Raw genomic sequence first — 25952 nt, 5'->3', positions numbered from 1 at the left:
GCGTTATGATCCGGCTGCATTCCGTCGACAAGAGTTACGGCGCGCTCAAGGTACTGCACGGCATCGAGGCGGAGATTCTGGAAGGTGAGACCTTCGCCATCATCGGCCCCAATGGCGCCGGCAAGACGACGCTGTTCAAGGTCATGACCGGCGAAGTCGGCTGCGAGGCGGGCACCGTCGAGTTCCTCGGCAAGGATGTAACGAAGGAACCGGCATACCGCCGCACACGCGCGGGCATGGGCCGCACCTTCCAGATGGCGCGCATCTTCAAGGAAATGACTGCTGAGGAGAACATCGTCGTTGCCATCGAGGCGCGCGCCAAGAACATGGGACAGCGGGACACCCCCTGGTATCAGGTCAGACCGTCGCGCGCGACCGTGGACGAGGCCGGTGAAATCCTGGCCAGGCTGTCGCTCGAGCGCAAGGCAAGGATTGCCGCCGCCCAACTGTCGCATGGCGACAAGAAGCGCCTGGAACTTGGCATCACGCTCGCCGGGCGGCCCAAGGTTCTGATGCTCGACGAACCCACCGCAGGCATGTCGCCCAGCGAACGCGTTGGCGTGACCGAGCTGATCCGCAGCATCAGTGGCAAGGGCAGCGGCCTGACCGTCATCATGACCGAGCACGACATGGGCGTCATCTTCGGGCTGGCCGACCGTATCATGGTGATGAACCAGGGCCGCAAGATCGCGGAAGGCAGCATCGATGATATCCGCGCCGACCCTGTGGTGCGCGACGTCTACCTCGGCAAGGAGGCGCATCATGCTTGAGGCGAACCGTATTAACGCCTTCTATGGCAGCAGCCACATCCTGCACGGCGTCGACCTCGATGTTCCCGTCCTCGGCCGGGTGGCCGTGATCGGCCGCAATGGCGCGGGCAAGTCGACGCTCTTGAAGTCGATCATGAATGCCGGCCCGACCGTCGACGGCGAGGTCCGCTGGGAGGGCCGGTCGCTCAAGGGCCTGCCGGCGTTCATGCGGGCACGGCTCGGCCTGCAGCTGGTACCGGAGGACCGACGTATCTACCAGCATCTGACGGTGCGCGAGAACATCAGGATGGCTGCCTATGCAACCGCGCCCGGCCGTACGCCCATTCCTGCTCAGGAGATCGTCGACCGCTTCCCGATGCTGCAGCCGATCAGCGAACGCGGCGGCGGCCAGATCAGCGGCGGCCAGCAGCAGATGGTGGCGATTGCCAGGGCAATCGCCTGCCGCCCGCGGTTGCTTCTGCTGGACGAGCCGACCGAGGGGCTGGCACCGGCGATCGTCGAGCAGCTTGCCATCAGCGTGCATGAACTGTGCGAGGCCGAGCAGGCAGCGCTGCTGTTGTGCGAACAGAACATCTGGTTTGCCAGGCAGACAACCGACACGGTGCTGGTGATGGACACCGGCCGCATCGCCTTCCGCGGCAGTTGGCAGGAGTTTGACGCCGACCCTGACATCAAGCAACGGCACCTGGCCGTCTAGCCGAGTACCCACCCACACGTCCACCGTCCAAACGGACCTGAACCCTTAGCGAGGAGCACGGGGAATGAGCAACCTTACCCAACAGCAGGTGTTGAGCGTGCATCACTGGACCGACACACTTTTCTCCTTCACCACGACACGCGATCCGGCGTTCCGCTTCGAGAATGGCCAGTTCGCCATGATCGGGCTGGAGGTGGATGGCAAGCCGCTGCTGCGGGCCTACAGCGTGGTCAGCCCAAATCATGACGAAACGCTCGAGTTCCTGTCGATCAAGGTGCAGAATGGCCCGCTGACCTCGCGGCTCCAGCACCTCACTGTTGGCGACAGCATCGTGGTCGGCCGCAAGGCGACAGGTACGCTGCTGCTTGCCAATCTCACGCCAGGCCGCAATCTCTACTTGTTCGGTACGGGCACGGGGCTGGCTCCTTTCATGAGCCTCATCCGCGACCCTGAAACCTTTGAACGCTATGAGCATGTCGTGCTGGTGCATGGTTGCCGGCAAACAGACGAACTGGCCTACAAACAACAGATCACCGAGGAATTCCCGGCCAACGAGTATTTCGGCGAATTGCTGTCGGAAAAGCTGATCTACTACCCCACCGTGACGCGGGAACCCTTCCGCAACCGCGGCCGGATCACTGACCTCGTCCGCGCGAGCACACTTGTGTCAGACATCGGCCTGCCGGAGATTTCAGCAGAAAATGACCGAGCAATGCTTTGCGGCAGCCCTGCTTTCATCGCTGACATGCGCGAGATCCTCGAAGGGCTCGGTATGCGTGAGGGCAACAGCTCGATACCTGGCGACTACGTCGTCGAGAAGGCTTTTGCAGAGAGAGCTTAGTTGGGCTGCGATGCGGCGGCAGCGAGACAGTCGCTGCCTCAACGGTCGAGAAATGGAGTTCTCGACGATCATAAGGGATGCACGCCCCCGCAGGAATGAGGGCAGGTGTAACAGTACCTCGTCGATTTCGCCCGGTTGTCCGCCCCGGCATCTCTACTGCGCCTCGATCTGGCGTCTACGCCAAGTTGAAGGCGCTTCGCCGCAGCGGCGGCGGAAAAAGCGCGAGAAATAAGCCGGGTCGCCGAAGCCGGTCTCAAAGGCGATGTCCTCGACCGGCCGGATGGTGAACATCAAGAGCCGCTTGGCTTCGAGCAAACGCCGCTCCAGCACCACGTCCTTGACCGACATGCCCAGCACCTGGCGCGCGGCCTTGTCGAGCAGGTGCGGGGTCGTCGCCAGTGCCGCGACATAGTCGTCGACAAGCCAGGCTTCGCGATAATGCGCTTCGACGGCTCCGCGCAACGCCGTCGCAAGAACGACAGCGGGTGATCCTACCGCCTGCGGCTGACTGTGGTTGAGCCGCGCGATGTAACACAGCGCTGAGGCCGCCAGTTCAGGCATCAGCTTTCCGGCCAGTGGCGCGTCGTCGCGATACTCGGAGGCCAATGTTTCGACGACCGTTGCAAGCCGGCGCCAGCTGTCGCTTTCGCCCTGGCCGGCGACGAAAACCGGCGTGTCGAGCGACAGCTGAAGCTGCCGTGCCAGATCCTTGAGCATGTCGTCGGCTATGGAAACCACTGTCGCGTCGGCATCAGGCTCGACGTCGAAACCATGGACGATACTGCTGGGAACGAAACTGACCGCTGGCGCGGAAAAGTCCCATGACGTGTCTTCGATCCGGTAGTGGCCACTACCCTGGGTCCACAATGTGATCTGGCCCATATGCGGGTGTCGATGCGCTCGAACCTTGCCGAAATGGATGTCTTTTCTGTCGCTTACAGCCTCGACATGGAGAAAGCCGACTTCGAGGAGGCGGCTCGGCTCGCCATAGACGAAAAAGCTCGGAATGTTGGGATCGGATTGCATTCCGGAAAAAGTACAAGCGAATTTGGCAACCTGTCCATCCCCTGCCCGCTCCTTTCGCGCTAGGTTCGGGTATCATCAGGGGAGGACAGCGTGCGTTCCGAAGATTTCCGCCAAGACAAGACCAGGCCATTCACAGGCGCTGAATATCTCGAAAGCCTGAAGGACGGGCGCGAGGTCTATATCAATGGCGAACGCGTGGCCGACGTCACCTCGCATCCGGCGATGCGCAACTCGGCCCGCTCGCTGGCCCGGCTCTATGATGCGCTGCACGACTCCAAGCGCAAGGACAGCCTGACGTCGCCGACCGACACCGGTTCGGGCGGCTTCACCCACAAATACTTCCGCGTCGCGCGCTCGTCGCAGGAACTTGTCGCCCAGCAGGGCGCGATCGCCGAATGGGCGCGCATGTCTTATGGCTGGATGGGGCGGACTGCCGACTACAAGGCGGCGTTGATGAACACGCTCGGCGCCAATGCCGACTGGTACGGCCCGTTCAAGGACAACGCACTGTCGTGGCATAAGCGAGCGCAGGAATCCGTCCTGTTCATGAACCACGCCATCGTCAACCCGCCGATCGACCGCCACAAACCGGCCGACGCGGTCAAGGATGTGTTCGTGCACATCACCAGGGAAACCGACGCCGGCATCTATGTCTCGGGCGCCAAGGTGGTGGCGACATCGTCGGCACTGACGCATTACAATTTCCTGGCCCAGAGTTCGGCCACGGTCACCGAGGATCCTTCGCTGTCGGTGATGTTCATCGTTCCGATGAACGCGCCCGGCATCAAGATGTTCTGCCGTGTCTCCTACGAGCAGACGGCCAACACAGTCGGTACACCCTTCGACTATCCGCTGTCGTCGCGCTTCGACGAGAACGACGCGATCCTGGTGCTGGACAATGTCTTCATCCCCTGGGAGGACGTGCTGGTGCTGCGCGACGCACCGAAGATTCTGTCGTTCCATCCCGCTTCCGGCTTCATGCATGGCTACTGCTTCCAGGGTTGCACGCGCTTTGCCGTCAAGCTCGATTTCCTCGCCGGCCTGCTGGCCAAGGCGCTGCGCGCCACCGGCGGCGATGCCTTCCGCGGCAACCAGGCAGCGCTGGGCGAGGTCATCGCGCTCAGGCACATGTTCTGGAGCTTCTCAAATGCCATGGCCTACAACCCGATCCCATGGGCGAATGGTGCCGTGCTTCCCAATCTCGAGGCCGCGCTATCCTACCGGACCTTCATGTCGGAGGCCTATCCACGCGTGATCGAGACGGTCCGCAAGGTCATCGCCTCGGGCCTGATTTACCTCCCCTCCTCCGCCGCCGATTTCGACAATCCCGACATCAATCCCTACCTCGCCAAGTATGTTCGCGGCTCCAACGACATGGGCCATGTCGAGCGGATCAAGATCATGAAGCTTCTGTGGGATGCGACCGGTACCGAGTTCGGCGGCCGTCACGCGCTCTACGAGCTGAACTACGCCGGCGCGCCCGAAGAGGTCCGTCTGCAGGTGCTGAAGGGTGCCGAGCGCGGCGGTCGCCTGAAGGCGATGGAAGAACTCGTCGACACCTGCATGGCCGACTACGACCAGAACGGCTGGACCGGTGATACCTGGCTGCCGCCGCTTCGCGGCTGACGGCCAAGGGAGGAGAAAAGCCATGCCGGACGTTCTCACGAAGGTCGAGTTCCGCAACGCCATGGCCAGGGTCTGCGCCCCGGTCAACATCGTCTCCACCGACGGTGAAGCCGGTCGCGGTGGCTTCACCGCAACTGCCATGTGCAGCGTTTCTGACGAGCCGCCGACCATTCTGGTCTGCATGAACGGGCGTTCGGCACAGTGCGACATGTTCCTCACCAACCGGCGCTTCTGCATCAATGTGCTTACGCAGGAACATGCACACCTGGCCGGCAAATTCGCGGGCACGACACAGGACATGGATGAACGTTACGCCGCCGCCGACTGGCTCGTCATGGGCTCCGGTTCGCCGGCGCTGACCGACGCCATCGTCAATCTCGACTGTGAACTGGAGACTGTGCACCGCGTCGGCACCCACAACGTGATGATCGGGCGCGTGACCGAGGTTCGGCAGCGCAACGACGGCAACGCGCTGCTCTATGTCGATCGCAACTATGCCCACCCATCGGCGCCTCTCGGCAGTTTCGGCGGCTGAGCCGATCGTATGGAAATGAAGAAAGGGCGGCTCAAGGCCGCCCTTTCTGCTGCCGGCTTTCGGTCGCCAGACTATCCGGCAGCGATCGCCGGAACCTGATCGGCGTAGTGACAAGCCGACTGGCGGCCAGCCGCTACCTGCCGGAGTGCGGGCACTTCACTGCGGCACTTGTCCTGCGCCATCGGGCAGCGCGTGTGGAAAAGGCAACCGTCTGGCGGATTGACCGGACTGGGCAACTCGCCTTTGAGCACGAAACGCTTGCGGGACGCCGCGCGGTCAGGATCGGGATCGGGCGCAGATGAGAGCAGCGCCAGCGTATAGGGATGCAACGGCCGCTCGTAGAGCGGGCCGACCCCCGCGATCTCGACGATACGTCCGAGATACATCACCGCGACGCGGTGCGAGATATGGCGAACCACCGACAAGTCATGGGCGATGAACAGATAGGACAGGCCGAGATCGCGCTGCAGGTCCTGCAGGAGATTGATGACCTGGGCCTGCACCGAAACGTCGAGCGCCGACACCGGTTCGTCGCAGATGATCAGCTTCGGCCGCAATGCGAGCGCCCGCGCGATGCTGATGCGTTGACGCTGCCCACCGGAAAACTCGCGGGGGTAACAGTAGTAGTGCTCCGGGTTGAGCCCGACCCGGCGCATCAGCTCCTGAACCGCGGCTTGACGGCCTTCGGCCGGTGTCATGCCCTGGATCAGGAACGGCGCGCCGATTATATCGCCGACCGTCTGCCGTGGATTGAGCGACGAATACGGATCCTGGAACACCATCTGGATGTCGCGCCGCAGCGCGCGCAGATCGGCCCCCTGGATGTGCGACATGTCGCGGCCCTGAAAGCTGACCCGGCCGCTGGAGACATCGAGCAGCCGGGCGATCAGGCGTCCCGTCGTCGACTTGCCGCAGCCGGATTCGCCGACGAGGCTAAGCGTTTCGCCCGGCGCGACATCGAAGGACACGCCGTCGACAGCGCGGACCGATCGCGCCTGCCCGCCGAACAGACCGGTGGACAGCGGAAAGTGCTTGCTCAGCTTTTCGACCTTGAGCAAAGGGGCAGCGTGTTGCGACGCTGACGATGGCGCGTTCATGGCTGGACCTCGGATGCTGAGGGCTGGCGTGGATTGGAACGGGCGGCGGCCCGGCCGGTATCCGTAAGATGGCAGCGGATGGAATGGCCGGCAGCGATGTCGGTCGGCAATGGCGCCTGGCTGGCGCACAGCCCGTCAGGCACAGAGGCTGCATGGCCACATCGCTTCCGGAAAGCACAGCCTTCGGCAAGGCCGGCAAGCGAGGGCGGCGACCCCGGGATCGCCGTCAGCCGGTCGCGCTGGTGGTCCAGCCGTGGAATGGATTCGAGCAGACCCCAGGTGTAGGGGTGCGAAGGCCGATAGAAGACGTCGCGCACTGTGCCGGTTTCGACGGCGCGTCCGGCATACATCACCACCACCTCGTCGGCGACTTCCGCGACAACACCCAGATCGTGGGTGATCATGATGATCGCCGACCCGAACTCGCGCTGGAGATCCTTGAGCAGATCGAGGATCTGGGCCTGAACGGTGACGTCGAGTGCCGTCGTCGGCTCGTCGGCTATCAGCAATTCGGGGTCACAGCACAAGGCCATGGCAATCATAACGCGCTGGCGCTGGCCGCCGGAAAGCTGGTGCGGATAGCTGTCGAAGGCGCGTTGGGTATCGGCCATGCCGACACGCGCCAGCATGTCGAGTGTGCGCTGCCGGGCTGCTTTGCGCGTCACACTGCGATGCGTGCGATAGGCCTCGACTATCTGTTCGCCGACCTTGTGATAGGGGTGCATAGCGGTCAGCGGATCCTGGAAGATCATCGCCATACGGTTGCCGCGCAGCCGTCGCAGCGTCGATTCCGAAGCGCCCACCACCTGGGCATCGCCAATGGCGATCTCGCCGCTGATGCGCGCTGCCTTGCCGTGCAGGCCAAGCATGGCAAGGCTTGCCGCCGTCTTACCCGATCCGGACTCGCCAACGATGGCAAGCGTCTTGCCGCGCTCGATCGAGAAGGACAGTCCATCGACGGCGCGGACCAAGCCCTCCTCCGCCGGGAAATGCACCTTCAAATCGCGAACAGAAACGAACATGTCGTCCTCTATTGCTCCAGTGTGGTTTGGAACAAGCGCCCTGCGCCTTCGGCACGGGGATCAACCCCGGCGCGACTGACAGTCGCCCACAAGCCGGCCAGCGGCGAGGTGATGACGGGAATGCCAGCTTCAGCCTCGATTGTGCGTACCGCAGCACGGGTCGCGAGCCCGCCACACGAAATCAACACTGCCTCGGCGTCGGGCGCGGATGCAAAGGCGCGGCGTCCGAGATCCGTGACGTCGTCCTCCGGCACCTGGTGAACCGCATCGACCGACGCGATGCCAAGGTGCTCCAGCGACAACACTTCAATTCCCGCCGCTTCCAGGAAGCGCTGCAGTGAAGCATTGACGTCATCGCGATATGCAGTGGCGACCGCGAGCCGACGTACGCCAAGGGCCGTCGCCGCTTCCAGAATTGCGGTGCTCATGGTCAGCGCAGGAACGCCGGCGCGCACCGCGATCTCGTTTTCCAGCACCGCGTTGAAATCGGGGCCGCGATAAAAGCTGAGCGAGGTGCCCATCAGCGAGACCACACTTGCGCCACGGGCCGCAAGGCGCACGGCAGCAGCGCCGACCGTCTCGATGACCGAGTCGTAGCCGTTGCTGGACAGTTCGGTGAGGCCAAGCCCTTCGGCCAGGAAACTGTATTGTGGGTAGATCGTGGCCGCATCGGGCGGCACGGCACCGGACGCCGGCGGGACGATCAGGCCGAGTTGCGGGCGGTTCAGCATGACCGCCCCGAGAGACCGCGAATGTCGCGCAATACCAGAAACATGAACAACTCCACTGGATGATGTCAGCCGAGGCGGACGCGGGGGTCGCGCACGGCCTGAAGGATGTCGACGCACAGATTGGCAACGACGACGAAGAACGCGGCGATCAGCACGGTGCCCATGATGACTGGAAGGTCGCCGCTCTCGACCGCCTGCACGGCAAGCGAGCCGACGCCGTTGAGACCCCAGATGCGCTCGGTGATGATCGTGCCGCCGAGCAGGCCGCCGAGATCGAGACCGACAAGCGTCATCACGGGTGTCATCGCCGGCGGCAAAGCGTGCTTGTACATGACGCGCTGTTCGCCGAGGCCCTTGGCCCGCGCCGTGCGGACATAGTCCTGATTGAGCGTCTCAAGCATCGAGCCGCGGGCAATTCGGGTGTAGGTACCGGTGCCGACGACCGCCAGGGTTGCCCATGGCAGGATCATGTGGCGCAGCCATTCCAGCGGATCGCGGGTGATCGGAACGAACCCACCCAAGGGAAAGAGCGGAAATCCTGCATTGGTGAGCTGGAAGAACAGGACATAGAACAACAGCGTGCCGACCACGAAGGTCGGAAACGACATGCCGGCAAGTGCCGCAATGGTGATCAGGCGGTCGGCGGCCTGGCCGGAACGCCGAGCCGAGAAGATGCCAGCCGGAATGGCGATCATAAGCCAGACGGCAACCGAGCCCAGCGCAAGCGAGATGGTGGCAGGCATGCGCCGTACGATGGTTGCCAACACCTCCTCCTGATTGACGAAGGACATGCCGAGATCGAAGTGGAGCAGCGCCCACATGTAGCGCAGATATTGCACGTAGACCGGCTGATCGAGCCCGAGCCGGGCACGGACCATGGCAACCTGGTCGGCTGTGGCGAACTCGCCGGCGAAGTTGAGCGCGGGGTCGCCCGGCGTGGCCAGGAAAAACAGGATGAAGACGGCGAGCGTGATCAGCCAGAGCGTAAGCAATCCGAACAGGAGCCGGCGCAGCAAGAACCTCAACATGACAAATCCTATCTGCTGCGCTGGGCCGTCGGGTCGAGCGCGTCGCGCAGGCCGTCGCCCAGGACGTTGAAAGCCAGCGTCGCGGCGAGCAGGAACAGGCTCGGAAACAGGATCGACCACCAGGCAACAGCATAGTTGGTCTGGTTTTCGGCAATGATGCCGCCCCAGGTGGCCGTCGGCGGCGGCACGCCGAGGCCGAGGAAACTCAGGGACGCCTCGAGCACGATGACCTGCGGGATCAGCAGGCTGCCATAGACGATGACCTGGCCTGCGATGTTGGGCAGGATCTCGCGCACCATGATGTGGGTGTCGGAGGCGCCGAGCATGCGTGCCGCGTCGACAAATTCGCCGCTCTTGGTCGCCACCACGAGGTTGCGCACGACGCGCGCCACTGGCCCCCAGGTGAAGAAGACGATGGTGCCCATCATGATGCCGAAGCTCGCGCCATAGACGGAGACAAGCGCCACCGCGGTGATGAGCAACGGCAGGCCGAGGACCACGTCGACGAAGCCGGACAAGAGCGTGTCGATGAGGCCCCCGCGATAACCCGCCAGCATGCCGATGACCACGCCGATGACGATGGCTGTCAGCGCGCAGGCGATGGCGACGAAGACGGTCACCTGGGTGCCGACCACCAGCCGAACGAACAGGTCCCGGCCGACGACGTCGGTGCCGAGCAGGAAGAGCGACCCCGGCGGCAGAGGCACCCCGCCGGCGGTCAGGCCCGTGTCGCGGAACTGTTCGTTGGGCCCATGTCCGACCAGGGCCACGATCAGTGGCGCGAAAACGGCCATCAGCACAAGCAGCAGGATAACGGCACTTGCCGCCATCGCAGCCTTGTCGCGCAGCAACTGTCGCATGACGCGCTGCCGTGTGCTGAGCACTGGCGCGGCCGGCGGCCGCGATGTGGCTGTGGTATCGGACATGGGCATTTCCAACGAGACGGGTCAGTCCTTGGCGGTTCAGTCCCTGGTCAGGGGCGTGGCGTGGTTCGGCGGCAGATCGAACTCATGGCCGGCGACGCCAAAACCGGCGAGCGCCGCGACGATGGCCTCGCCATGCTTTTCGACCAGCGCCACAGCGCCGACATTGTCCTCGAGCTGGCCGATGCGGCTGGCACCGAACAGCAGCGACGCCGTCTGCGGGTTGGCGATGCAGAAGGCGATCGCCAGCTGTGCCATGGAGCAGCCAAAGCCCTCCGCAACCTCGCGTAGCTTCGGCACAAGCGCGATGATCTCTTCGCGGACATTGCCTGGGTCGCGCCCGAGCACGCGCTCGCGGACCAGGTTGCCGGCCAGGATGCCGCCTTCGAGACTGTCGGAAGCGTGGATCGAAATGCCAGTCTCGGCACGCAGCTGGGTGTACTCCTCGGACTCGACGATGTGGCGGCGGGCGATGTTGTATTTCAGCTGGACGATTTGTGGTGTCGGCAGGCCTTCGGCGACGCAGGTTTCGTGCGCGATGCGCAGATCCTTGGCCGACCAGTTCAGGCCACCCCAGGCGCGCGCTTTGCCCGAGGTGACGAAGCCGGCATTCAGACGCGCCGTTGCCGCCGGATCGTCTCGGCCCGGACGCATGCCGTAGCACATGATGACGTCGAGATAGTCGGTGTCGAGGCGGAACAGCAGCTCGTCGAGTTGGTGCTCCAGCGTCGGCTCGTCATTGTCGTACCACCAGACCTTGTCCATGATCATGATCTGGTCGCGTTTCAGGCCGGCATCGCGCAGGGCGCGCGCGAGCACCACTTCGGTGTGCGGGGCCGTGCGATAGTGGGCGACGTCGAAGAGATTGATGCCGAGCTCCGCAGCACGCCGCACGAGATTGACGACGTCGCGATACTCCATCCGCGAATAGGTTTGGTAGGACCCTAGCGACAAGACCGAGGTCTTGAGGTCCGATGTTCCGATCTGACGATACTGCACTTCAGGCTCCGGGCATTTGGATGAGAGGGGGACGGGGCGTCGGTTGGCGCCGCCCGCGCAGGCTTGCTTATTCGTCGATCCAGACCAAGGTCGGGTCGACGTTGTTGAACAGCAGGTTGACGGTGGTGCCGCGCATGCGCTCGGAAGCGTAGAGCGAGATCTTGCCGGTGATCAGCGGCACGACGGGCGCATCCGCCATGATCGCGCGGTCGGCCTGTGCCCAAGACTCGGCAGCGACCGCTTCGTCGGTCGCTGTCAGCGCCTTGTCGATCAGCGCATTGACCGCCGGATTGTTGTAGCAGGTCCAGTTGCTGGTGCTCTTCTCGCAGGCCTCGCCATGGAACATCGGCACGATCATGGTACGGGCGGAATCGCCGACCCAATCGGCGCGCAGCGAGGTCATGCCAAGGTCCCAGGCTCCGGCATTCGTTGCCTGCCGGTTCTGGTACATCTGCGACATCACCGTGCGCGACGGACCCGGCTGCATGATCAGCTTGATGCCGGCCTTGGCGAGGTCAGCTTGAAGCGCGGCGGAGTAGAGATCGTAGCGGCCGCCGGCGGCATAGCTGTATTTGAGCTCGATGCCATTGGGGAAGCCCGCTTCGGCAAGCAGCTGCTTCGCCTTTTCGGGATCGCCCTTGCTTTCCGGAGTCGGGTAGGGGTCATACGGCTTGTGACCAATGACGTTCGCCGTCAGAAGCTGACCGATCGGCTGCTTGACGGCTGGACCGCCGCCGACCTGGACGATCGCCGACTTGTTGACCGCGTAATTCAGCGCCTGACGAACGCGTATGTCGGCCAGCGCCTTGTTGTTGTTCGGCGATGCCAGGTTGATGACGAGGACCGGATTGATCGCGCCGTCGGCGAACTGCAGCAACTGCGTATCGCCTGGATTGGTCATGATGCGGGTCAGGTCGGCGGTGGCGATCGACAGGTCGAAATAGCCATCGATATCGCCGGCTTCGATCATACGCTGGGTCTTGCCGGCATCGGGTGTCCCGAAAGCAACTTCGATGCGGTCGACATAGGCCTTGTGGATCGGATCGGCAGCCGCGTTCCAGCTCTCGCTGCGCGCAAGCGAGATGCTCTCGTTCAGGATGTAGTCTTCGATCACATAGGGACCGGAGCTGACATAGTTGCGGCGCAGCTCAGGCGAATTGGGCAGGTGGTCAAGCATCTCCAGAGCCACCGGCGCAGAAGAGACGAGTGCCAGGATCGAGGCGAAGTCGGCGGTTGGCCGTTCGAGCGTGATCTTGAGCGTGCGTTCGTCCTCGGCCGTCAACCCTTCGACATCGGTGCCCTCGACATAGTCGCGAATGGCCGCGACATCGGCAGGCACCTTGGCGAAGCCGGCGCAATAATCGGCGAAACCCTTGATGACGCCGATGTAATAGGTCGGCGTGCCGGTCGGCTGGACCGGGTTGCACAGGCGCTTGAAGCCGCGGATTGCATCGGCTGCAGTGATCTGGCGCGGCGTCTCGGTGTTCCATGTCGCACCTTCGCGAATGGTCAGTCGATAGACGAGACCCCCTTCCTCGGCCACCGGCACGGCTTCGGCCAGATCGGCGACCGGCTGCGCGGCAACCTTCGGGTCGGCATCGGTCGGGAACGCCACGAGGGTACGTGTCAGGGCGCGGTGCAGGAATACGGCGGCCGTGCGCGCGGATACCGGATCGAAGCCGGCGACGTCACCCGATCCAACGAGCTTGAATGTGCCGCCCGACTTGGGCTCCGCGGCCACGGCCTGGCCGGCCAGGCAGAGCGCCACGGCAGCGGCACCCAGCATCCACCTGCCGGCTGATACGATCTTCATCCTCATGTTTCCTCCCCTGTCAGCATGCCGGGCAACGATGCATTCGTCTTGTTCCGGCGAATTTAGAGTTTGCTTTATGTGCCGTATTTCGGTACGATGTTCCAAATTACGGCATGATTGCTATTTCAGGCTTGGGAGGATGTCAAGGCATGAACAGCGTGAGGAAGGCTCTTGTGGTGCTGGAAACCGTTGCCGACCTGCAGCCGGTCGGAGTCAGCGAACTCGCCGTCCACCTCAAGCAGCCGAAATCATCGGTTCAGCGCGCGCTTGAAACGTTGCACGAGGCAGCTTGGATCCGGCCGGCCAGTGGAGAGCGCACACGATGGGAACTGACGTTCCGGGCCAGCCGCCTCGCCCGCAAGGCGGGCAACCATTTCGGCCTGCGCGAAGCGGCCTTGCCGGTGATGGAACAGCTTCGGCGCGAAACCGGCGAAACCATCCATCTCGCGGTTCTGGACGAATCCGAAATCGTGCTGATCGAGCGTCTGGAAAGCCCGCATGCGGTGCGCCATGTCGAACCGCTCGGCGGTCGCGCTCCGGTGCTGGTCACCGCAACCGGCAAGGCCATGCTGGCGCAGATGCCGGAAGCGGACATCGAACGGATCTATGGCGAAGCGGTCAAGGCAGACAGCCAGGCAAGTGCCGTGTCAGCCGCGTTGCCGCTTGGCGAGCTGCTCGTCGAACTGCGCGGCATCGCCTCGCGCGGCTACGCCACCACTGCCTCGTGGCGCGACGGCGTGTTTGCAACGGGCGCCGCCATCAGCGGGCCGGACCGGCGACCTATTGCTGCGATCAGCATCTCAACGCCGGCTGCCCGCGCCACCGCCGAAGCCCGCACAGCGCATGCCGAGCTTATCGTCGCCGCCGTCAGCCAGATCGCCGAGCATTTGAACTGATATGTGCGACAGCGCTCAGTCGTATCGGGTTATGCATTCTCGTAGGCACCGAGCAAATGTTCCACTTCCGATCGTAGCCGGGCTTGCAATTCAAATGCGGGCTGGACCAATGGAGCGAGCACCTCGGGGGCATCGACGCCGACCAGATCGAGCACCGACTTCAGTGGCCCGGGGTTGGTTTCGGCGAAAGCCAGGTTGATCAGGGGAATGAGCTTCCGGTGCAGCAGTAGTGCCTCTTGGGTCCGGCCTTGGGACACGAGATCGAACATCCGCCGCCAGGTTCGCGGCAGAAGGCTTGCGGTCACGACGATACCGCCATTCGCCCCGGCCGCGACATGCAAGGGAAACAGGCTGTCCTCGCCACTGAGAACGGCGAACTCTTTGTCGACACCGGCGACCACTCGCAAGAAATGATACATGTCGGTGTTGCACACCTTCATGCCGATGATGCGCTCATGCCGCGACAGCAGATGCGTCACCTCGGGGTCCAGCGCGATGCGGGTGCGGTAGGGAATCTCATATAGCAGGATCGGCAGCGGGGATTCATCCGCGAAACGCAGGAAGTAGTCGCATAGGCCTGCCTGAGTCGGATTGGTGTAATAGGGCGTCACGACCAGAAGCGCATCGACGCCGGCGGAGGCAAAGTCGTACGCTGCCGCAAGAGCATCGTGATAGCCGGGGTCGAGCACTCCGGCGATGACAGGCACCCTGCCCGCAACGCACTCGGCGCAGGCCGATGCAATGCGAATGCGCGCCGCGCGCGACAAGGCCCCGTACTCCCCGGTTCCGCCGAGGGGCAACAGGCCGTCGACGCCTCCGGCCAGCAGATGGCCGACAAGCTTTGCAGCGGCCTGCTCGTCCACGCTCCCGTCCGCTCGTACCGGCGTCGGAATGGCTGGCAGGATGCCTTTCAATCGGGAGGCGTTGAGCACGAAGTGAGCCTTGGACGAGAGTCAAATGCCTGGGGGCGAACCCGCCTACTCAAGGGCGACGCGGCAGCTTAGGCGGCGATGTAGGGTGCTGGATCCACGGCGTGGCGGGCCAGCGGATGCACGTTCACCTGGATCATCCAGGGGAATGCCGGCAGTCCGGAGATGATGTCGTGCAGCTCGGTGGCATCCTTGGCCCGCCACAAGCCCCAGTTCTCGAACCGCGCCGGCACGCGCCACATCCGCACGAGGTGGCCTTGCTTGATCAGCTCGGCGGCGTGCGCCCGTTCATCGACGATAATCCGGTCCCTGAGCTCGGGCTCCATGTTCTCGGACCATTTGAGCGTGATATTGACTAGGAATTCCATGTAGCGTCCCTGACGTGTCTGTGGGTGGCGTTGGCGATGTCGGCAAGCACGGCCGCGGCCGTATTGTGGCCGGGAATGCCGGTTACGTAGCCGCCGGGCCAGGTGCCCGAGGCACTGAGATAGAGACCTTCCAGCGGCGTTCGGTAATCATTGGCCGCGACATGAGGGCGGGCGCCGAACAGGTTGTTGGGCAGCATGTCGCCGTGCGTGATGTTGGCGCCGACAAGACCCAGTTCGTGCTCAAGATCGACCGGGCTCAGGAAATGATGGCCGATGATCCGATCCTGAAGATCTGGCATCAGCCTGCCCAGCACGTCGATGCAGCGGCGGCCGAAGACTTCCTTTTCGGTGTCCCAACTGCCCTGTCGCAGATCATGCGGCGCATGCCATACATTTACGCTCATGATGTGTTTTCCGGCCGGTGCGAGGCCCGGCGACGAAACTGTCGGCATCAGCCCCCACATGATCGGCTCGTCGGACGGCACGCCACGCAGCCCGTCGAGTACCGCGTCCTCGATATGGGCAAGCGACGAGGCGATGCGGAACTGCGTGCCGGCAACCTGCGCCGAGTTCATCCCATCCGGCAGGCCGCGATAGCGAGGTAAACCGTCCAGCGCGAGGAACATCTTGAAGGCGGAGCCGCGCATTGGCACCGCCGCAACCTCGCGCCGCATCTCGGCACCGACGGCATCGTCATCCAGCATGTCGGCAAACAGCGTCCGCGGATTGATTGCCGAGATGATCCGTCGCGCGCGGAACTCCCGCCCCGAACTTGTCACGACGCCGACCGCACGACCATGCTCGTGCAGCACGGAGGCGACCCGCGTGTTGGTGTGAACCTCGCCCCCATGCGCAAGCAGCACGCTTTGGAGAGCGTCTATGATAGCGCCCATGCCGCCGATCGGCAGGCCGGTAGACCCGCGCAACGCGGTCCGCCTCGGATCGTTGGCGTCTAGCACCGGTGAAGAGGCAAGCGAGATCGGCCGCATCATCAGCCCGATCGCAGTGCCCGGCGCAGATGGCGGCGTCAATGTGGCGTTGAGCGCTACCATGCCGAGCAGCGCTTTGGCCTGCTCGGAACGGAGATTTTCATCAAGCAGTTCACGCAGGCTGCCGAGGAACACCTGCTCGAACAGACGCTCGTGTGCTTTCGGGACATGACGCGCCACCTCTGCCAGGCTGCGCGACGGCTCGAACACCGAAACCCCGAGATGGCGCCCGAGCTCTTCGAGGCGTGACAGCAGGCTGTTGTAGCGAGCAGCATCGCCCGGAGCAAAAGCGTCGAGCTGGGTGGCGACCGCCTCGCGGTCGCGCCAGCCGATGAAGCAACCTTCCGGAAACACATGGACGACATTCGGGTCGGTGCGATGAAAGCGCAGTCCGTGGCCTTCCAGGTCGAGATCACGGAGAATGCGTGGCTCGAAGGATCCGGGCGAATTGGTGATCGCGCTGCGATAGCCGGGCAGGAACTCGATGGCGCCACATGGACCGCCAAGAATGTGCCTTGCCTCAAGCACCGCGACCTTCAGGCCGGCCTTCGCCAGATAGCCGGCAGCGACGAGGCCATTGTGGCCTCCACCAACAACGATGACGTCCAGACCGGCGCCCGAATCCTTCGAAACCATCATGTCCTCACTGCAGCGGCGAGAAGCTCTCGCGGAAGAGGCGTACCCAGTTGCCTCCAGCGATCTTCGCGACCTCCTCTGACGAAAAGCCGCGCTTCTCCAGCGCCTCAATCAAGGCCGGGAAATCGACCGGCGACTTGAACCAGTCCGGCCAGCTCGAGAACCCCTTGATCGGAACAGCACTTTCACGGGCCCAGCGGCCGGCGCGCCACCACTTGATCTCGCTGACCGGCCAGCCGTCATAGAAATCGGTACCGATGCCGACGGCGTCGACGCCGATGGTTTCGACAGTCCAGGCGACCATCTCGGTGAAGGTTTCGAGCGTGCAGTTCGAGCCGTCACGCATGATCTTCGGATACATCGACAGGCCGAGCACGCCGTTACGCTCGGCAAGACGCTTGATCAGCTCGGTCGACTTGTTGCGACGGTTGAGCTCGATGTCAGTGCCGACGAAGGCCGAGGGATTGGCATGGGTAATGGCGATCGGGCGCGAGGAGTATTCGATCGCATCGCGCGACGAACGTTCGGTGCAGTGCGACACGTCGATCAGCATGCCGAGGCGATTCATCTCGGCAATGACGTTTCGGCCGAAGAACTGCGAGACGCCGTTTTCGTCCGGCTCCCAGCAACCCGAGGCGATACGGTTCTGCACGTTGTAGGTCAGCTGGGCGATGCGCACACCGAGCTTGTGGAAAATCTCGATCAACTCGATGTCGTCTTCGAAGGGCGAGGTGTCCTGGAAGCCGTAGACGATGGCCGTGCGACCCGATGCGGCAATGGCCTCGATTTCGTCAGCGGTCGTCGCGAGGGCGATCAGGTCGGCGTTGTTTTCGAGCAGTCGGTTCCACTCGCCGATGGCCGAAAGTGTCTCGCGCGCAGATTCCCAGATCGCCAGCGTCACATGCACGCAGCCGACGCGGCCCTTTTGCCACTCCAGAAAGCGTGCGCGCTCCGGCTTGTTGAACTGCAAGGCGTCGACGATGATAGGGGCTCGAAGCCGCGCGCTCTGATGGTCCATTTTGCTGTCCTTTCAGTGACGTTGTTCTAGTAGGCGAAGGGGTCGAGCGCGGCTGCGTAGTCGGTGACGACCGATTTGATCTGCGTGAATTCATCAAGGGCTTCGGGCCCGTTCTCCCGGCCAAGCCCTGACTGCTTGTAGCCGCCGAACGGGATCTTGACGTCGATGGCACGGTAGGTGTTGACCCAAACCGTCCCAGCCTTGAGCTTGCGGCTGACCCGTCTGGCGCGGCGCATATCGGTGGTCCAGAAGCCTGCTGCGAGACCAAACTCGCTGCTATTGGCGAGTGCCACCGCTTCCTCTTCCGTCTTGAAGGTCTGGACGGTGACCACGGGGCCGAACACCTCCTCGCGCACGACCCGCATGTCTGGTGTCACGTCAACGATGACAGTCGGCGCATACCAGCAGCCGTTCGCCAAGTCGCCCGGCATCTCGGGCGACTTGCCACCGACAAGCACGCGTCCGCCTTCGGCCACAGCACCGCTGACAAACCCTGCGATCCGAGCGAGATGCCGTGCCGAGGCAACAGGCCCCACATGTGTGTCCGCCACCTTGGGATCGCCGATGCGCAGGCGCCCGATCGAGGCCTTGTAGCGCTCGAGGAACTCGTCGGCGATCGAGGCGTGTAGCAGCAGACGGGAGCCGGCGACGCAGGTCTGCCCTGTTGCCGAGAAAGCGCCTTGGGTTGCGGCAACGACGGCCGAACCTATGTCGGCGTCCTCGAACACGATATGGGCCGACTTGCCGCCAGCTTCGCAGACGAACTGTTTCATCGCGCCGACAACCTTGCCACCCAACTGCCGCGCGGCTGCCGTACTGCCGGTGAAGGTGACCATTGCCGTCTCATGATGCAGGGCCAGCGCTTCGCCGATCGCGGCATCGCCGATCACGACGTTGACGACGCCCTTTGGGAAGCCCGCCTCGATGGCCAGCGCGGCGAGACGTATGCTTGATGCCGGCGCTTCTGCCGGTGGCTTGAGAATAACGACATTGCCTGCCGCAAGTGCCGGCGCCAGCTTCCACGAACCCAGCGATAGCGCCCCGTTGAACGGCGTGATCGCGACGACGATTCCCAGCGGCTCGCGTTCGATGCGAGCCTCGACGCTGCGGCCGATCTCCCGAACCAGCCCGTCATGCGTCTCCGCGAGGCTGGCGTAATAATGATACCAGCGCGACGTCGCGCGCATCTCGCCAAAGGTCGCCCGGTGCGGCTTGCCATTGGCCAGGCTTTCAAGGCTGCCGAGCTCTTCGGCATGGGCGGCGACGAGGTCACCCAGCCGGCGCAGCATTACGGCCCGTTCAGCACCGGTGAGGTCCGCCCAGCGGCCCGAATCCCGTGCCACGACTGCACTCGCCATGGCAGCATCGGCAGCGGCTGGATCGAGCTGCGCGTGAGCCCAAATCCGGCCTGTGGCCGGATCGACGAGTGGCAGTGAAGTAGCGGCCGCCGACAACGAATTGCCATCGACGAAGGAGGCGTAAAAGACCGGCATGGCCGAAGCTGCCTGTTCGGTATGAGTTGTTGTCCTGGTATCCATCACGCGGTCACTCCTGCGATGCCGGCGCCAAGGGCGCGGCGGACTGTCATGCTCTGCATGTGATGGCAGGCAGCGAGATGCCCGTGTTCCACTTCACGCAGCAGTGGTTCGGTTCTGCGGCACTCTTCGGTCGCGAACTGGCACGACTTGTGGAAGCGGCAGCCACTCGGCGGCGCGATCGGGTTTGGCGGTTCGGCGCGGATTTCGACACGCGCCCGGTTGCGCTCGACACGCGGGTTGGGAACCGGCACCGCCGACAGCAGCGCATGGGTGTAGGGATGATGCGGCGCTGCAAACAGGCGATCTCGTCCCGCCACTTCCATGACCTTGCCGCCATAGAGGACGACGACCTGGTTCGACACGTGGCGGACGACGCTGAGATCGTGGGTGATGAACAGGTAGGTCAGGTTGCGCTTCTTCTGCAAGTCCATCAGCAGGTTCAGGATCTGCCCCTGGATGCTGACATCGAGCGCCGACACCACCTCATCGAGCACGATGAACTCCGGCTGCACGGCCAGCGCACGGGCAATCGCCACGCGTTGCCGCTGCCCGCCCGACAGTTCGAGCGGATAGCGCGCGGCGAGTTCCGGCCTCAGGCCAACGCTGTCGAGCAACTCGCGGACGACCGTGCCGCAGTCCGCCTTGGACGCGATGCGATGGTAGACAAGAGCCTCCCGCAAGGTCGCGCCGATTGTCATGCGCGGGTTGAGGCTGGCGTAGGGATCCTGGAACACGAGTTGCCCGACGCGTGGCAATGCGCCTCGTTCCGCCTTGAGCGCCGCCAGGTCGCGGCCAAAGATGCTTACCGAGCCGCTGGTTGCCGGTGCCAGTCCGAGCAGCGCCCGCCCGGTTGTGGACTTGCCGCTGCCGCTTTCACCGACAAGGCCAACCGTCGAGCCGGCAGGGATTTCGAACGACACGCCATCGACGGCGCGGATCGCGCCCGTCGGCCGTCGCAGGAAGCCGCCACGGATCGGAAATTGGACGCGGAGGTCTTCGACCCTGATGGCCGGCTTGGTGACGAGACTTTTCATGAAAGCGCCCCCGATGCCGAGACGCCGCGTGCTTCAGGCGTTGCGGTCCTGGCCCATGGATCGACAGAGCAGCGGATGAGATGTCCAGCACCCGCGTCCTTGGCCTCGAGTGCAGGCAGTTGCTCGCGGCAAAGCGGCTGCACAAGGCGGCAACGCGGATGGAAAGCGCAGCCCGCCGGCGCGCGACGAGGATCCGGCGGCAACCCGGCAATCGGTGTCAGACGCTTGTCGGCCGGCTCGTCGAGCTTGGGAATCGCCTCGAGCAACGCACGCGTGTAGGGATGGCGCGGTTCGCTGAAGATCGCGTCCGTCGACCCGGCCTCCACGACACGCCCCGCATACATCACCGCCACCTGGTCGGCGACGCCGGCAACGACGCCGAGATCATGGGTGATGATGACAAGTGCCATGCCAAGGTCGCGACGCAGCCGGTCGATCAGGCGCAGGATCTGGGCTTGGATGGTGACATCGAGTGCTGTGGTCGGCTCGTCGGCAATCAGCACCTTCGGGTTGCCGCTGATCGCCGTTGCGATCAGCACGCGCTGGCGCATGCCACCCGACAGTTCGTGCGGATAGGCGCCGAGCCGCGCTGCCGCGCCCGGAATGCCGACGAGGTCGAGCAGCTCGATGCAGCGCTCGCGCGCGGCCGCCCGGCTCATACCGTCATAATGGATCATCGGCTCGGCCATCTGGGTGCCGATTGTCATCGACGGATTGAGTGCCGACAGCGCATCCTGGGAAATCAGCGCCATGCCCTTCCCGCGTAGGCCGCGGAGTTGGCGTGCCGACAGCCTGGCCAAGTCCTGGCCCTCGAATGTCACCTTGCCGGCGCTGATGCGGCCGCTCGACGGCAACAGGCCAAGCACCGCCAGCATAGTCTGGCTCTTGCCGCAACCGGATTCGCCGACGATGCCGAGCGCTTCGCCGCGGCCGACGGCAAAGGAGACGTCGTTGACGACATGGATCGGGCGGGATGCGCTGCCGTAGCTGACGCGCAGGTCGCTGACCTCCAGCACCGGCGCCGGGCGTAGTGCATCCATGGGCGTTGAAATGGCGTTCATCGGATCAAGCCAGTTTGATCTTGGGGTTGAAGTAGGCGTACAGGATGTCGATCGTGAAATTGATCAGCACGAAGGCGACGGCGAGCAGGAGAATGCCGCCCTGGATCAGCGGGATGTCCCGCGTCGAGATCGCCTGGTACATGGCAAGTCCGATTCCCGGCCACGAGAACACGGTCTCAGTCATGACCGCCCCGCTGAGCAGGAAGCCCATCTGCATTCCGATGACCGTGATGACGGCCGGCATGGCGTTGGGCAGGGCGTGGAAGAAGACGATGCGCCATTCGCCGATGCCACGGCTGCGGGCAGTGCGGACATAGTCGCTGCCAATGACGTCGAGCAGTGACGACCTCGTCATGCGGGCAATGGCGGCGAGAGACCAGGCCGCAAGCGTCAGCGTCGGCAGCAGCATATGCGCAAGCAGATTGACTAGACCGCCGTCACCGGAGGTCATGCCGCTGACGGGCAGCAACCGAAGCTGGAGACCGAAGGCCAGGATCAGCAGCAGGCCAAGCCAGAAGGACGGCATGCTGTTGAGAAACAGCACGACGACAGTCAGCGCGCGATCGCGCAGCGATCCGGGCTTGAGGGCCGCGAACGTGCCTGCGGCAACGCCGAGCACCGAGGCAAGCACGATTGCCGCAAAGGCGAGCAATGCCGTATTCATCATGCGCGAGGCAAGCACCTCGGAAACCGGCTTGGAGAAGGTCAACGACTGGCCGAAATCACCCTGCACCAGGTTCTGCAAGTAGAGCAGGTATTGGCCGACCGCAGAGCGATCGAGACCCAGCGCCTGGCGCAATTGCGCCCTCGCCTCCTCCGATGCACCCGGCCCAAGCAAAATGTCAGTCGGGTCACCGGGAATGATCTGCGACAGCAGGAACGTTGCCAGCGTGACACCGAATATCACGGGGATCGTCTGCAAGGCGCGACGTGCGATAAAGGACAGCATCTCGGTTTCCTAAGCTCAGTCGCGGTCGCGCTTCATGCGCGGATCGAGCAGGTCTCTTGCGGCGTCGCCCAGAAGGTTGAAGCCGATGGCAAGCAGGGCGATGGCAATGCCCGGGATTGTGGCGACGTGGGCGGCAGTGGCGAGCGCCATGCGGCCGCCGCCAAGCATCTGTCCCCAGTCGGGCGTCGGCGGCTGAGGGCCGAGGCCAAGGAAGCTCAGGCTTGCTGCCAGAATGACGTTTCGCCCGGTCTGTAGCGTGCCATAGATCAGCACCGGAGCGAGTACGTTTGGCAGTACGTGGCGCAGGGCAATCCGGAGATGGCCATAGCCAAGCGCTGTCGCCGCCTCGACATAGAGCTCTTCCTTGACGCCAAGGACGACGCCGCGAACGATCCTGCCGAAGGCCGGGATGGTGACGACGATCATCGCGATGATCATCGAGGACAGGCCAGGCCCGAGCGCGGCACTGATGCCCAGCGCCAGCAAAATGCCTGGGAAGGCGAACATCACGTCGAAGATGCGCATGACGATGCTGTCCCAGACACCGCCGGCATAACCGGCGAACAGCCCGACCGCACCACCGATGACCAACGCAATGACTGTGGGGACGACAGCGACCAACAATGCCAGCCTCGCGCCGTAGATCAGCCGGCTCAATATGTCGCGGCCGAGCTCGTCGGTGCCAAGGAGGTATCCTGGCGAGAGCGGGGGAAGATAGCGCGCAATCGGATTGGCGCGGAACGCGTCATGCGGCGCAATGAGGTCGGCGAACACGGCCACGAACACCATGACACCCAGTATGGCCAGGCCTGTCACCAGCGTCCCGTTCCGGAACAGCCGGCCGAAGCCTGCCGAGCGCGTGGTGTCCTCGCCTGCAGTTGCTGCTGCCTCTGACATCGCTATCCTCCCCAAGCGCTGTCTAGGCGACGGACCAGAGCTTCCCGAGATTGGGAATCTGGTCGCGAAGGCCGAGATAACGCAGCGCACGCCACAGCGTCGCCTGGTTGCTGGAGATCACCGGCACGCCGGTGTCCATCTCAAGATAGTGGATCATCTCGAAGGTACGGTAGGTACCGCAGGAAATCAGGATCGCGTCGGCGTCGCCGGCTTCCTTGAACACTTGCCGGCCGAGGCGGTAGGCGCTGTCGGAATCGTGAAGGCTAGCCTCGAACGGATCGGTGATCTGGAGACCGCCCATGGCACGGACCTGAAAGCCCTGTGCTTCCATATAGCTCGTCATCGCCGCGTTGACCTCGTCGGAATAGATGGTTCCAACGGCGACCTTGCGGGAATTGACCGCCTTGAGGGCGTCCATCATCGATGCCATCATGGTGATTGCCGGAATACCAGTTTCCTTCTCGATCTCTGCGACGACCTGTTCGTCATGACCGGGGCCACGCAAGAAGGTGCCGGGTGCGCCGCACTGCACGATCAGGTCGACCTTTGCGGTCGCAAGCTGGCGCGATGCCTCCAGAACCTGGCTCATCATCACCCGCAACCCGGCGTCATCGACGCGTGGGACGATGGTGCGGGCATCGGCGAAGGCGACACCGACAGGTGCAACCGAGCGCCACTCTTCGGCCCCTTCAATGGACGTCGCGGGACGCATCTGGCCAATCCTGGCTCGCCAACCTAACATCATGTGAAAACTCTCCCTTTGGTAATTCAATGTGCCGAAATCGAAGCGCGACCCTGGAACGGGTTCGTGATGATGTCCGGGTCGCGCCCCGACAGATGGGTTCGAGCCCCGCCCTTGGTGGTCGGGGCAGAGATGGGCTCAGTCGACCGAGACCTGCGAGAAGTCGATGTAGACCGACGATGCAGGCTCGATACCCTTGATGTTGCTGCGGATGACCCGCGGCAAACGATCCTGGTAGAGGAACACGTAAGGGGCATCCTCCGCTACCTTTGCGGCGGCATCGACGTAGAGGCCGGCACGCTTGGTCTCGTCGCGCTCGCTGCGGGCGGCAGCCAGCTTGGCGTCGACGTCGTCGTTCTTGTACCAGCCACGATTGACGCCCTTGGGCGGCTGCTGCGAACTGGCAAACAAGCGCTCGAAGACATAGGCGCTACCCGCACCGGTGACCCAGCCATTGTAGGAACCGTGCACGTCGTTGGCGTAACCCGGCCGCTCGGTCGAGATCATTGTCGTAAATTCGAGCAGCTGCGGCTGGAGGTCGACGCCGACGGCGGCCAGATCCTGCTGGACGAGCGCCATCAATTGCGGCGACAGCCCGAAGCCCGGTCCGTTGTTTGGGGCCAGCACCTTGAGCGTGACGGGCTGCTTGACGCCAATCTCGGCCAGCAGTGCCTTCGCCTTTTCCGGGTCGTAATTGTATTCCTTGACGGTGCCTGCCGCCAACGCGGTTATCTCGTTGCCGGTCGGCACCGGCCCGCCACGCGGCACAGCCTGACCACCGAACAACGCGGCGATGAAGTCGCGATTGACGGCGTAGTTCAAGGCCTGGCGAAAGCGCACGTCCTTGGTGTGCTCGGCGTTCATGTTCAGACGGATGAAATAGAAGTTCGCTGCGTCGGTATACTGCACCTTGAGATCGGCCTCGGCCGAAAGCTGCGTCACCTGCTCGGCGCTGGCGCTCGGGATGACGTCGACGACACCGGTCTGCATGGCGATGGCGAGTGCCGTCGGATCGGTCACCGCCTTGAAGACGAGCTTGTCGACCTTCGGTACACCTCGCCAATAGGCATCATTCCTGTCCAGTGTCAGGACCTGGCCCTGGTCCAGCGTACCCAACTTGAACGGGCCGGTGCCGACCGGATTGAAGCCGAGCTCGTCACCCTTGTATTTTGCCATCGCGGCAGGCGAGATGATCGACATGCTGCGATCGCTGAGCAGGCGCGGCAGCCCGGAAAACGGCTCTTTCAGAACCAGGGCGAAAGTCTCGCCGTCGACCACCTTGGTGCTGGCGATCCAGCGCGTCAGGAACGCCATGGTGCTGGAAGCGCGCTCGTCGAAAACAGGCGATTCCTTGTTCAGAAGCCTGTCAAAATTGGCCTGCACGGCCTGCGCGTCGAACGGCGTGCCATCGTGGAACGTCACGCCCTTGCGCAGCTTGAGGGTATAGGTCAGGCCATCTTCGGAAACGCTCCAGGACTCGGCCAAGCCGGACGCGATATCAGGCACGCCGGCGCCGCCCTTGGACAGGTCTTCCCGGATCAGCGTATCAAAAATCGCGCCCGCAATCCGAAGCCCGACACTGCCGGTGGTGCGCTGCGGGTCTAGCGGCGGCAGCGCAGCCTCCGATCCGACGGTAACCGTTGCTGCAAAGGCCGGCGCCTGGGCCGACACCATCGCTGCACCCAGCGCGATCAGCGCAATGCCTGCCGCATGCGCCTTGTTCTTCAAACGAAACATGTTGTTCCTCCCCAATTCCATCTCGGTCTCCCCAGCTCGATTGTTCTTGT

Annotated in this window: 25 protein-coding genes; 6 read left to right on the top strand and 19 right to left on the bottom strand. The window is 63.7% G+C overall.

From position 1 onward, the window contains the following. Positions 1-5 precede the first annotated feature (5 nt). The 3 genes from HNQ95_RS19405 (at position 6) to HNQ95_RS19395 (ending at position 2308) form a co-directional block, all read left to right on the top strand. Entirely contained in the window at positions 6-770 is a 765-nt protein-coding gene (locus HNQ95_RS19405) for an ABC transporter ATP-binding protein (protein ID WP_067968134.1), read from the top strand. Next, the gene (locus tag HNQ95_RS19400; protein ID WP_182575056.1) at positions 763-1467 is read left to right on the top strand and encodes an ABC transporter ATP-binding protein; all 705 of its coding nucleotides are present in this window, start codon (positions 763-765) and stop codon (positions 1465-1467) included. Before HNQ95_RS19405 ends, HNQ95_RS19400 begins: the two co-directional genes overlap by 8 nt. A 64-nt stretch (positions 1468-1531) precedes the next feature. Further along, on the top strand, positions 1532-2308 hold the full coding sequence (locus HNQ95_RS19395) for a ferredoxin--NADP reductase (protein ID WP_067968126.1): 777 nt from the start codon (positions 1532-1534) through the stop codon (positions 2306-2308). A 153-nt stretch (positions 2309-2461) separates the two neighbouring features. On the opposite strand, the gene HNQ95_RS19390 is transcribed toward HNQ95_RS19395, so the two are convergent. Continuing rightward, positions 2462-3334, bottom strand: a complete 873-nt coding sequence (locus HNQ95_RS19390; protein ID WP_182575057.1) for a helix-turn-helix domain-containing protein — start codon at positions 3332-3334, stop codon at positions 2462-2464. Between the two features lie 90 nt (positions 3335-3424). On the opposite strand from HNQ95_RS19390, the gene HNQ95_RS19385 reads away from it, so the two are divergent. Both HNQ95_RS19385 and HNQ95_RS19380 read left to right on the top strand, forming a co-directional pair. Then, positions 3425-4960: a 4-hydroxyphenylacetate 3-hydroxylase family protein gene (locus HNQ95_RS19385; protein WP_182575058.1), complete on the top strand. Its 1536-nt coding sequence runs from the start codon at positions 3425-3427 to the stop codon at positions 4958-4960. A 22-nt stretch (positions 4961-4982) separates the two neighbouring features. Beyond that, positions 4983-5495, top strand: coding sequence for a flavin reductase (locus HNQ95_RS19380; protein WP_067968116.1), 513 nt, complete (start codon positions 4983-4985; stop codon positions 5493-5495). 71 nt (positions 5496-5566) lie between these two features. On the opposite strand, the gene HNQ95_RS19375 is transcribed toward HNQ95_RS19380, so the two are convergent. From HNQ95_RS19375 to HNQ95_RS19345, 7 genes are all read right to left on the bottom strand, one after another. Then, the gene (locus HNQ95_RS19375) at positions 5567-6592 is read right to left on the bottom strand and encodes an ABC transporter ATP-binding protein (RefSeq protein WP_154384370.1); all 1026 of its coding nucleotides are present in this window, start codon (positions 6590-6592) and stop codon (positions 5567-5569) included. Next, positions 6589-7614, bottom strand: a complete 1026-nt coding sequence (locus HNQ95_RS19370) for an ABC transporter ATP-binding protein (protein WP_154384369.1) — start codon at positions 7612-7614, stop codon at positions 6589-6591. The genes HNQ95_RS19375 and HNQ95_RS19370 overlap by 4 nt, the downstream gene beginning before the upstream one ends. Positions 7615-7622: 8 nt before the next feature. Next, positions 7623-8345 carry an arylmalonate decarboxylase gene (locus HNQ95_RS19365; RefSeq protein WP_210252503.1) on the bottom strand — a complete coding sequence of 241 codons (723 nt, stop codon included), beginning with the start codon at positions 8343-8345 and terminating at the stop codon, positions 7623-7625. Positions 8346-8410: 65 nt separating this feature from the next. Further along, a complete protein-coding gene (locus tag HNQ95_RS19360; RefSeq protein ID WP_182575059.1) occupies positions 8411-9373 on the bottom strand; it encodes an ABC transporter permease in 963 nt (320 codons plus the stop codon). A gap of 8 nt (positions 9374-9381) precedes the next feature. Beyond that, positions 9382-10299 (bottom strand): ABC transporter permease, encoded by a 918-nt coding sequence (locus HNQ95_RS19355; protein WP_154384368.1) that lies wholly within the window; start codon positions 10297-10299, stop codon positions 9382-9384. A gap of 36 nt (positions 10300-10335) precedes the next feature. Then, positions 10336-11295, bottom strand: coding sequence for an aldo/keto reductase (locus HNQ95_RS19350; protein WP_182575060.1), 960 nt, complete (start codon positions 11293-11295; stop codon positions 10336-10338). Between the two features lie 67 nt (positions 11296-11362). Beyond that, a complete protein-coding gene (locus HNQ95_RS19345; RefSeq protein WP_182575061.1) occupies positions 11363-13108 on the bottom strand; it encodes an ABC transporter substrate-binding protein in 1746 nt (581 codons plus the stop codon). A gap of 149 nt (positions 13109-13257) precedes the next feature. Here HNQ95_RS19345 and HNQ95_RS19340 point away from each other — a divergent pair, with 149 nt between their 5' ends. Further along, positions 13258-14004 (top strand): IclR family transcriptional regulator, encoded by a 747-nt coding sequence (locus HNQ95_RS19340; protein WP_182575062.1) that lies wholly within the window; start codon positions 13258-13260, stop codon positions 14002-14004. 29 nt (positions 14005-14033) lie between these two features. On the opposite strand, the gene dapA is transcribed toward HNQ95_RS19340, so the two are convergent. From dapA to HNQ95_RS19285, 11 genes are all read right to left on the bottom strand, one after another. Further along, on the bottom strand, positions 14034-14936 hold the full coding sequence (dapA, locus tag HNQ95_RS19335) for a 4-hydroxy-tetrahydrodipicolinate synthase (protein WP_067968092.1): 903 nt from the start codon (positions 14934-14936) through the stop codon (positions 14034-14036). 68 nt (positions 14937-15004) lie between these two features. Next, positions 15005-15301 (bottom strand): muconolactone Delta-isomerase, encoded by a 297-nt coding sequence (locus HNQ95_RS19330; protein ID WP_067968089.1) that lies wholly within the window; start codon positions 15299-15301, stop codon positions 15005-15007. Then, positions 15289-16929, bottom strand: a complete 1641-nt coding sequence (locus HNQ95_RS19325) for a phytoene desaturase family protein (protein WP_281381258.1) — start codon at positions 16927-16929, stop codon at positions 15289-15291. Before HNQ95_RS19325 ends, HNQ95_RS19330 begins: the two co-directional genes overlap by 13 nt. A 4-nt stretch (positions 16930-16933) precedes the next feature. After that, a complete protein-coding gene (locus HNQ95_RS19320) occupies positions 16934-17944 on the bottom strand; it encodes a membrane dipeptidase (protein WP_083948840.1) in 1011 nt (336 codons plus the stop codon). A 26-nt stretch (positions 17945-17970) separates the two neighbouring features. Further along, on the bottom strand, positions 17971-19482 hold the full coding sequence (locus HNQ95_RS19315) for an aldehyde dehydrogenase family protein (protein ID WP_067968086.1): 1512 nt from the start codon (positions 19480-19482) through the stop codon (positions 17971-17973). Continuing rightward, positions 19482-20516, bottom strand: a complete 1035-nt coding sequence (locus HNQ95_RS19310; protein ID WP_154384364.1) for an ABC transporter ATP-binding protein — start codon at positions 20514-20516, stop codon at positions 19482-19484. The genes HNQ95_RS19315 and HNQ95_RS19310 overlap by 1 nt, the downstream gene beginning before the upstream one ends. Then, complete coding sequence (locus HNQ95_RS19305) at positions 20513-21577, bottom strand: ABC transporter ATP-binding protein (RefSeq protein ID WP_067968081.1); 1065 nt, start codon at positions 21575-21577, stop codon at positions 20513-20515. The genes HNQ95_RS19310 and HNQ95_RS19305 overlap by 4 nt, the downstream gene beginning before the upstream one ends. Before the next feature lie 4 nt (positions 21578-21581). Beyond that, a complete protein-coding gene (locus tag HNQ95_RS19300; RefSeq protein ID WP_154384363.1) occupies positions 21582-22526 on the bottom strand; it encodes an ABC transporter permease in 945 nt (314 codons plus the stop codon). Positions 22527-22541: 15 nt separating this feature from the next. Then, the gene (locus tag HNQ95_RS19295) at positions 22542-23423 is read right to left on the bottom strand and encodes an ABC transporter permease (protein ID WP_154384362.1); all 882 of its coding nucleotides are present in this window, start codon (positions 23421-23423) and stop codon (positions 22542-22544) included. A 22-nt stretch (positions 23424-23445) separates the two neighbouring features. Continuing rightward, entirely contained in the window at positions 23446-24135 is a 690-nt protein-coding gene (locus HNQ95_RS19290) for a maleate cis-trans isomerase family protein (protein ID WP_210283827.1), read from the bottom strand. 168 nt (positions 24136-24303) lie between these two features. Next, positions 24304-25902 (bottom strand): ABC transporter substrate-binding protein, encoded by a 1599-nt coding sequence (locus HNQ95_RS19285; RefSeq protein ID WP_154384361.1) that lies wholly within the window; start codon positions 25900-25902, stop codon positions 24304-24306. Positions 25903-25952 lie beyond the last annotated feature (50 nt).

It is taken from the genome of Aminobacter ciceronei, from assembly GCF_014138625.1.
GTDB classification, from domain to species: Bacteria; Pseudomonadota; Alphaproteobacteria; order Rhizobiales; family Rhizobiaceae; genus Aminobacter; species Aminobacter ciceronei.
This window is presented reverse-complemented; position numbering and strand designations above follow the sequence as displayed.

What these genes read in the sequence shown, in the direction of transcription:
- HNQ95_RS19405 (WP_067968134.1), top strand. Translation starts at nt 6, where the DNA reads ATGATCCGGCTGCATTCCGTCGACAAGAGTTACGGCGCGCTCAAGGTA.
- HNQ95_RS19400 (WP_182575056.1), top strand. Translation starts at nt 763, where the DNA reads ATGCTTGAGGCGAACCGTATTAACGCCTTCTATGGCAGCAGCCACATC.
- HNQ95_RS19395 (WP_067968126.1), top strand. Translation starts at nt 1,532, where the DNA reads ATGAGCAACCTTACCCAACAGCAGGTGTTGAGCGTGCATCACTGGACC.
- HNQ95_RS19390 (WP_182575057.1), bottom strand. Translation starts at nt 3,334, where the DNA reads ATGCAATCCGATCCCAACATTCCGAGCTTTTTCGTCTATGGCGAGCCG.
- HNQ95_RS19380 (WP_067968116.1), top strand. Translation starts at nt 4,983, where the DNA reads ATGCCGGACGTTCTCACGAAGGTCGAGTTCCGCAACGCCATGGCCAGG.
- HNQ95_RS19375 (WP_154384370.1), bottom strand. Translation starts at nt 6,592, where the DNA reads ATGAACGCGCCATCGTCAGCGTCGCAACACGCTGCCCCTTTGCTCAAG.
- HNQ95_RS19370 (WP_154384369.1), bottom strand. Translation starts at nt 7,614, where the DNA reads ATGTTCGTTTCTGTTCGCGATTTGAAGGTGCATTTCCCGGCGGAGGAG.
- HNQ95_RS19365 (WP_210252503.1), bottom strand. Translation starts at nt 8,345, where the DNA reads ATGCTGAACCGCCCGCAACTCGGCCTGATCGTCCCGCCGGCGTCCGGT.
- HNQ95_RS19360 (WP_182575059.1), bottom strand. Translation starts at nt 9,373, where the DNA reads ATGTTGAGGTTCTTGCTGCGCCGGCTCCTGTTCGGATTGCTTACGCTC.
- HNQ95_RS19355 (WP_154384368.1), bottom strand. Translation starts at nt 10,299, where the DNA reads ATGTCCGATACCACAGCCACATCGCGGCCGCCGGCCGCGCCAGTGCTC.
- HNQ95_RS19345 (WP_182575061.1), bottom strand. Translation starts at nt 13,108, where the DNA reads ATGAAGATCGTATCAGCCGGCAGGTGGATGCTGGGTGCCGCTGCCGTG.
- HNQ95_RS19340 (WP_182575062.1), top strand. Translation starts at nt 13,258, where the DNA reads ATGAACAGCGTGAGGAAGGCTCTTGTGGTGCTGGAAACCGTTGCCGAC.
- HNQ95_RS19330 (WP_067968089.1), bottom strand. Translation starts at nt 15,301, where the DNA reads ATGGAATTCCTAGTCAATATCACGCTCAAATGGTCCGAGAACATGGAG.
- HNQ95_RS19325 (WP_281381258.1), bottom strand. Translation starts at nt 16,929, where the DNA reads ATGATGGTTTCGAAGGATTCGGGCGCCGGTCTGGACGTCATCGTTGTT.
- HNQ95_RS19320 (WP_083948840.1), bottom strand. Translation starts at nt 17,944, where the DNA reads ATGGACCATCAGAGCGCGCGGCTTCGAGCCCCTATCATCGTCGACGCC.
- HNQ95_RS19315 (WP_067968086.1), bottom strand. Translation starts at nt 19,482, where the DNA reads ATGGATACCAGGACAACAACTCATACCGAACAGGCAGCTTCGGCCATG.
- HNQ95_RS19310 (WP_154384364.1), bottom strand. Translation starts at nt 20,516, where the DNA reads ATGAAAAGTCTCGTCACCAAGCCGGCCATCAGGGTCGAAGACCTCCGC.
- HNQ95_RS19305 (WP_067968081.1), bottom strand. Translation starts at nt 21,577, where the DNA reads ATGAACGCCATTTCAACGCCCATGGATGCACTACGCCCGGCGCCGGTG.
- HNQ95_RS19300 (WP_154384363.1), bottom strand. Translation starts at nt 22,526, where the DNA reads ATGCTGTCCTTTATCGCACGTCGCGCCTTGCAGACGATCCCCGTGATA.
- HNQ95_RS19295 (WP_154384362.1), bottom strand. Translation starts at nt 23,423, where the DNA reads ATGTCAGAGGCAGCAGCAACTGCAGGCGAGGACACCACGCGCTCGGCA.
- HNQ95_RS19290 (WP_210283827.1), bottom strand. Translation starts at nt 24,135, where the DNA reads ATGCGTCCCGCGACGTCCATTGAAGGGGCCGAAGAGTGGCGCTCGGTT.
- HNQ95_RS19285 (WP_154384361.1), bottom strand. Translation starts at nt 25,902, where the DNA reads ATGTTTCGTTTGAAGAACAAGGCGCATGCGGCAGGCATTGCGCTGATC.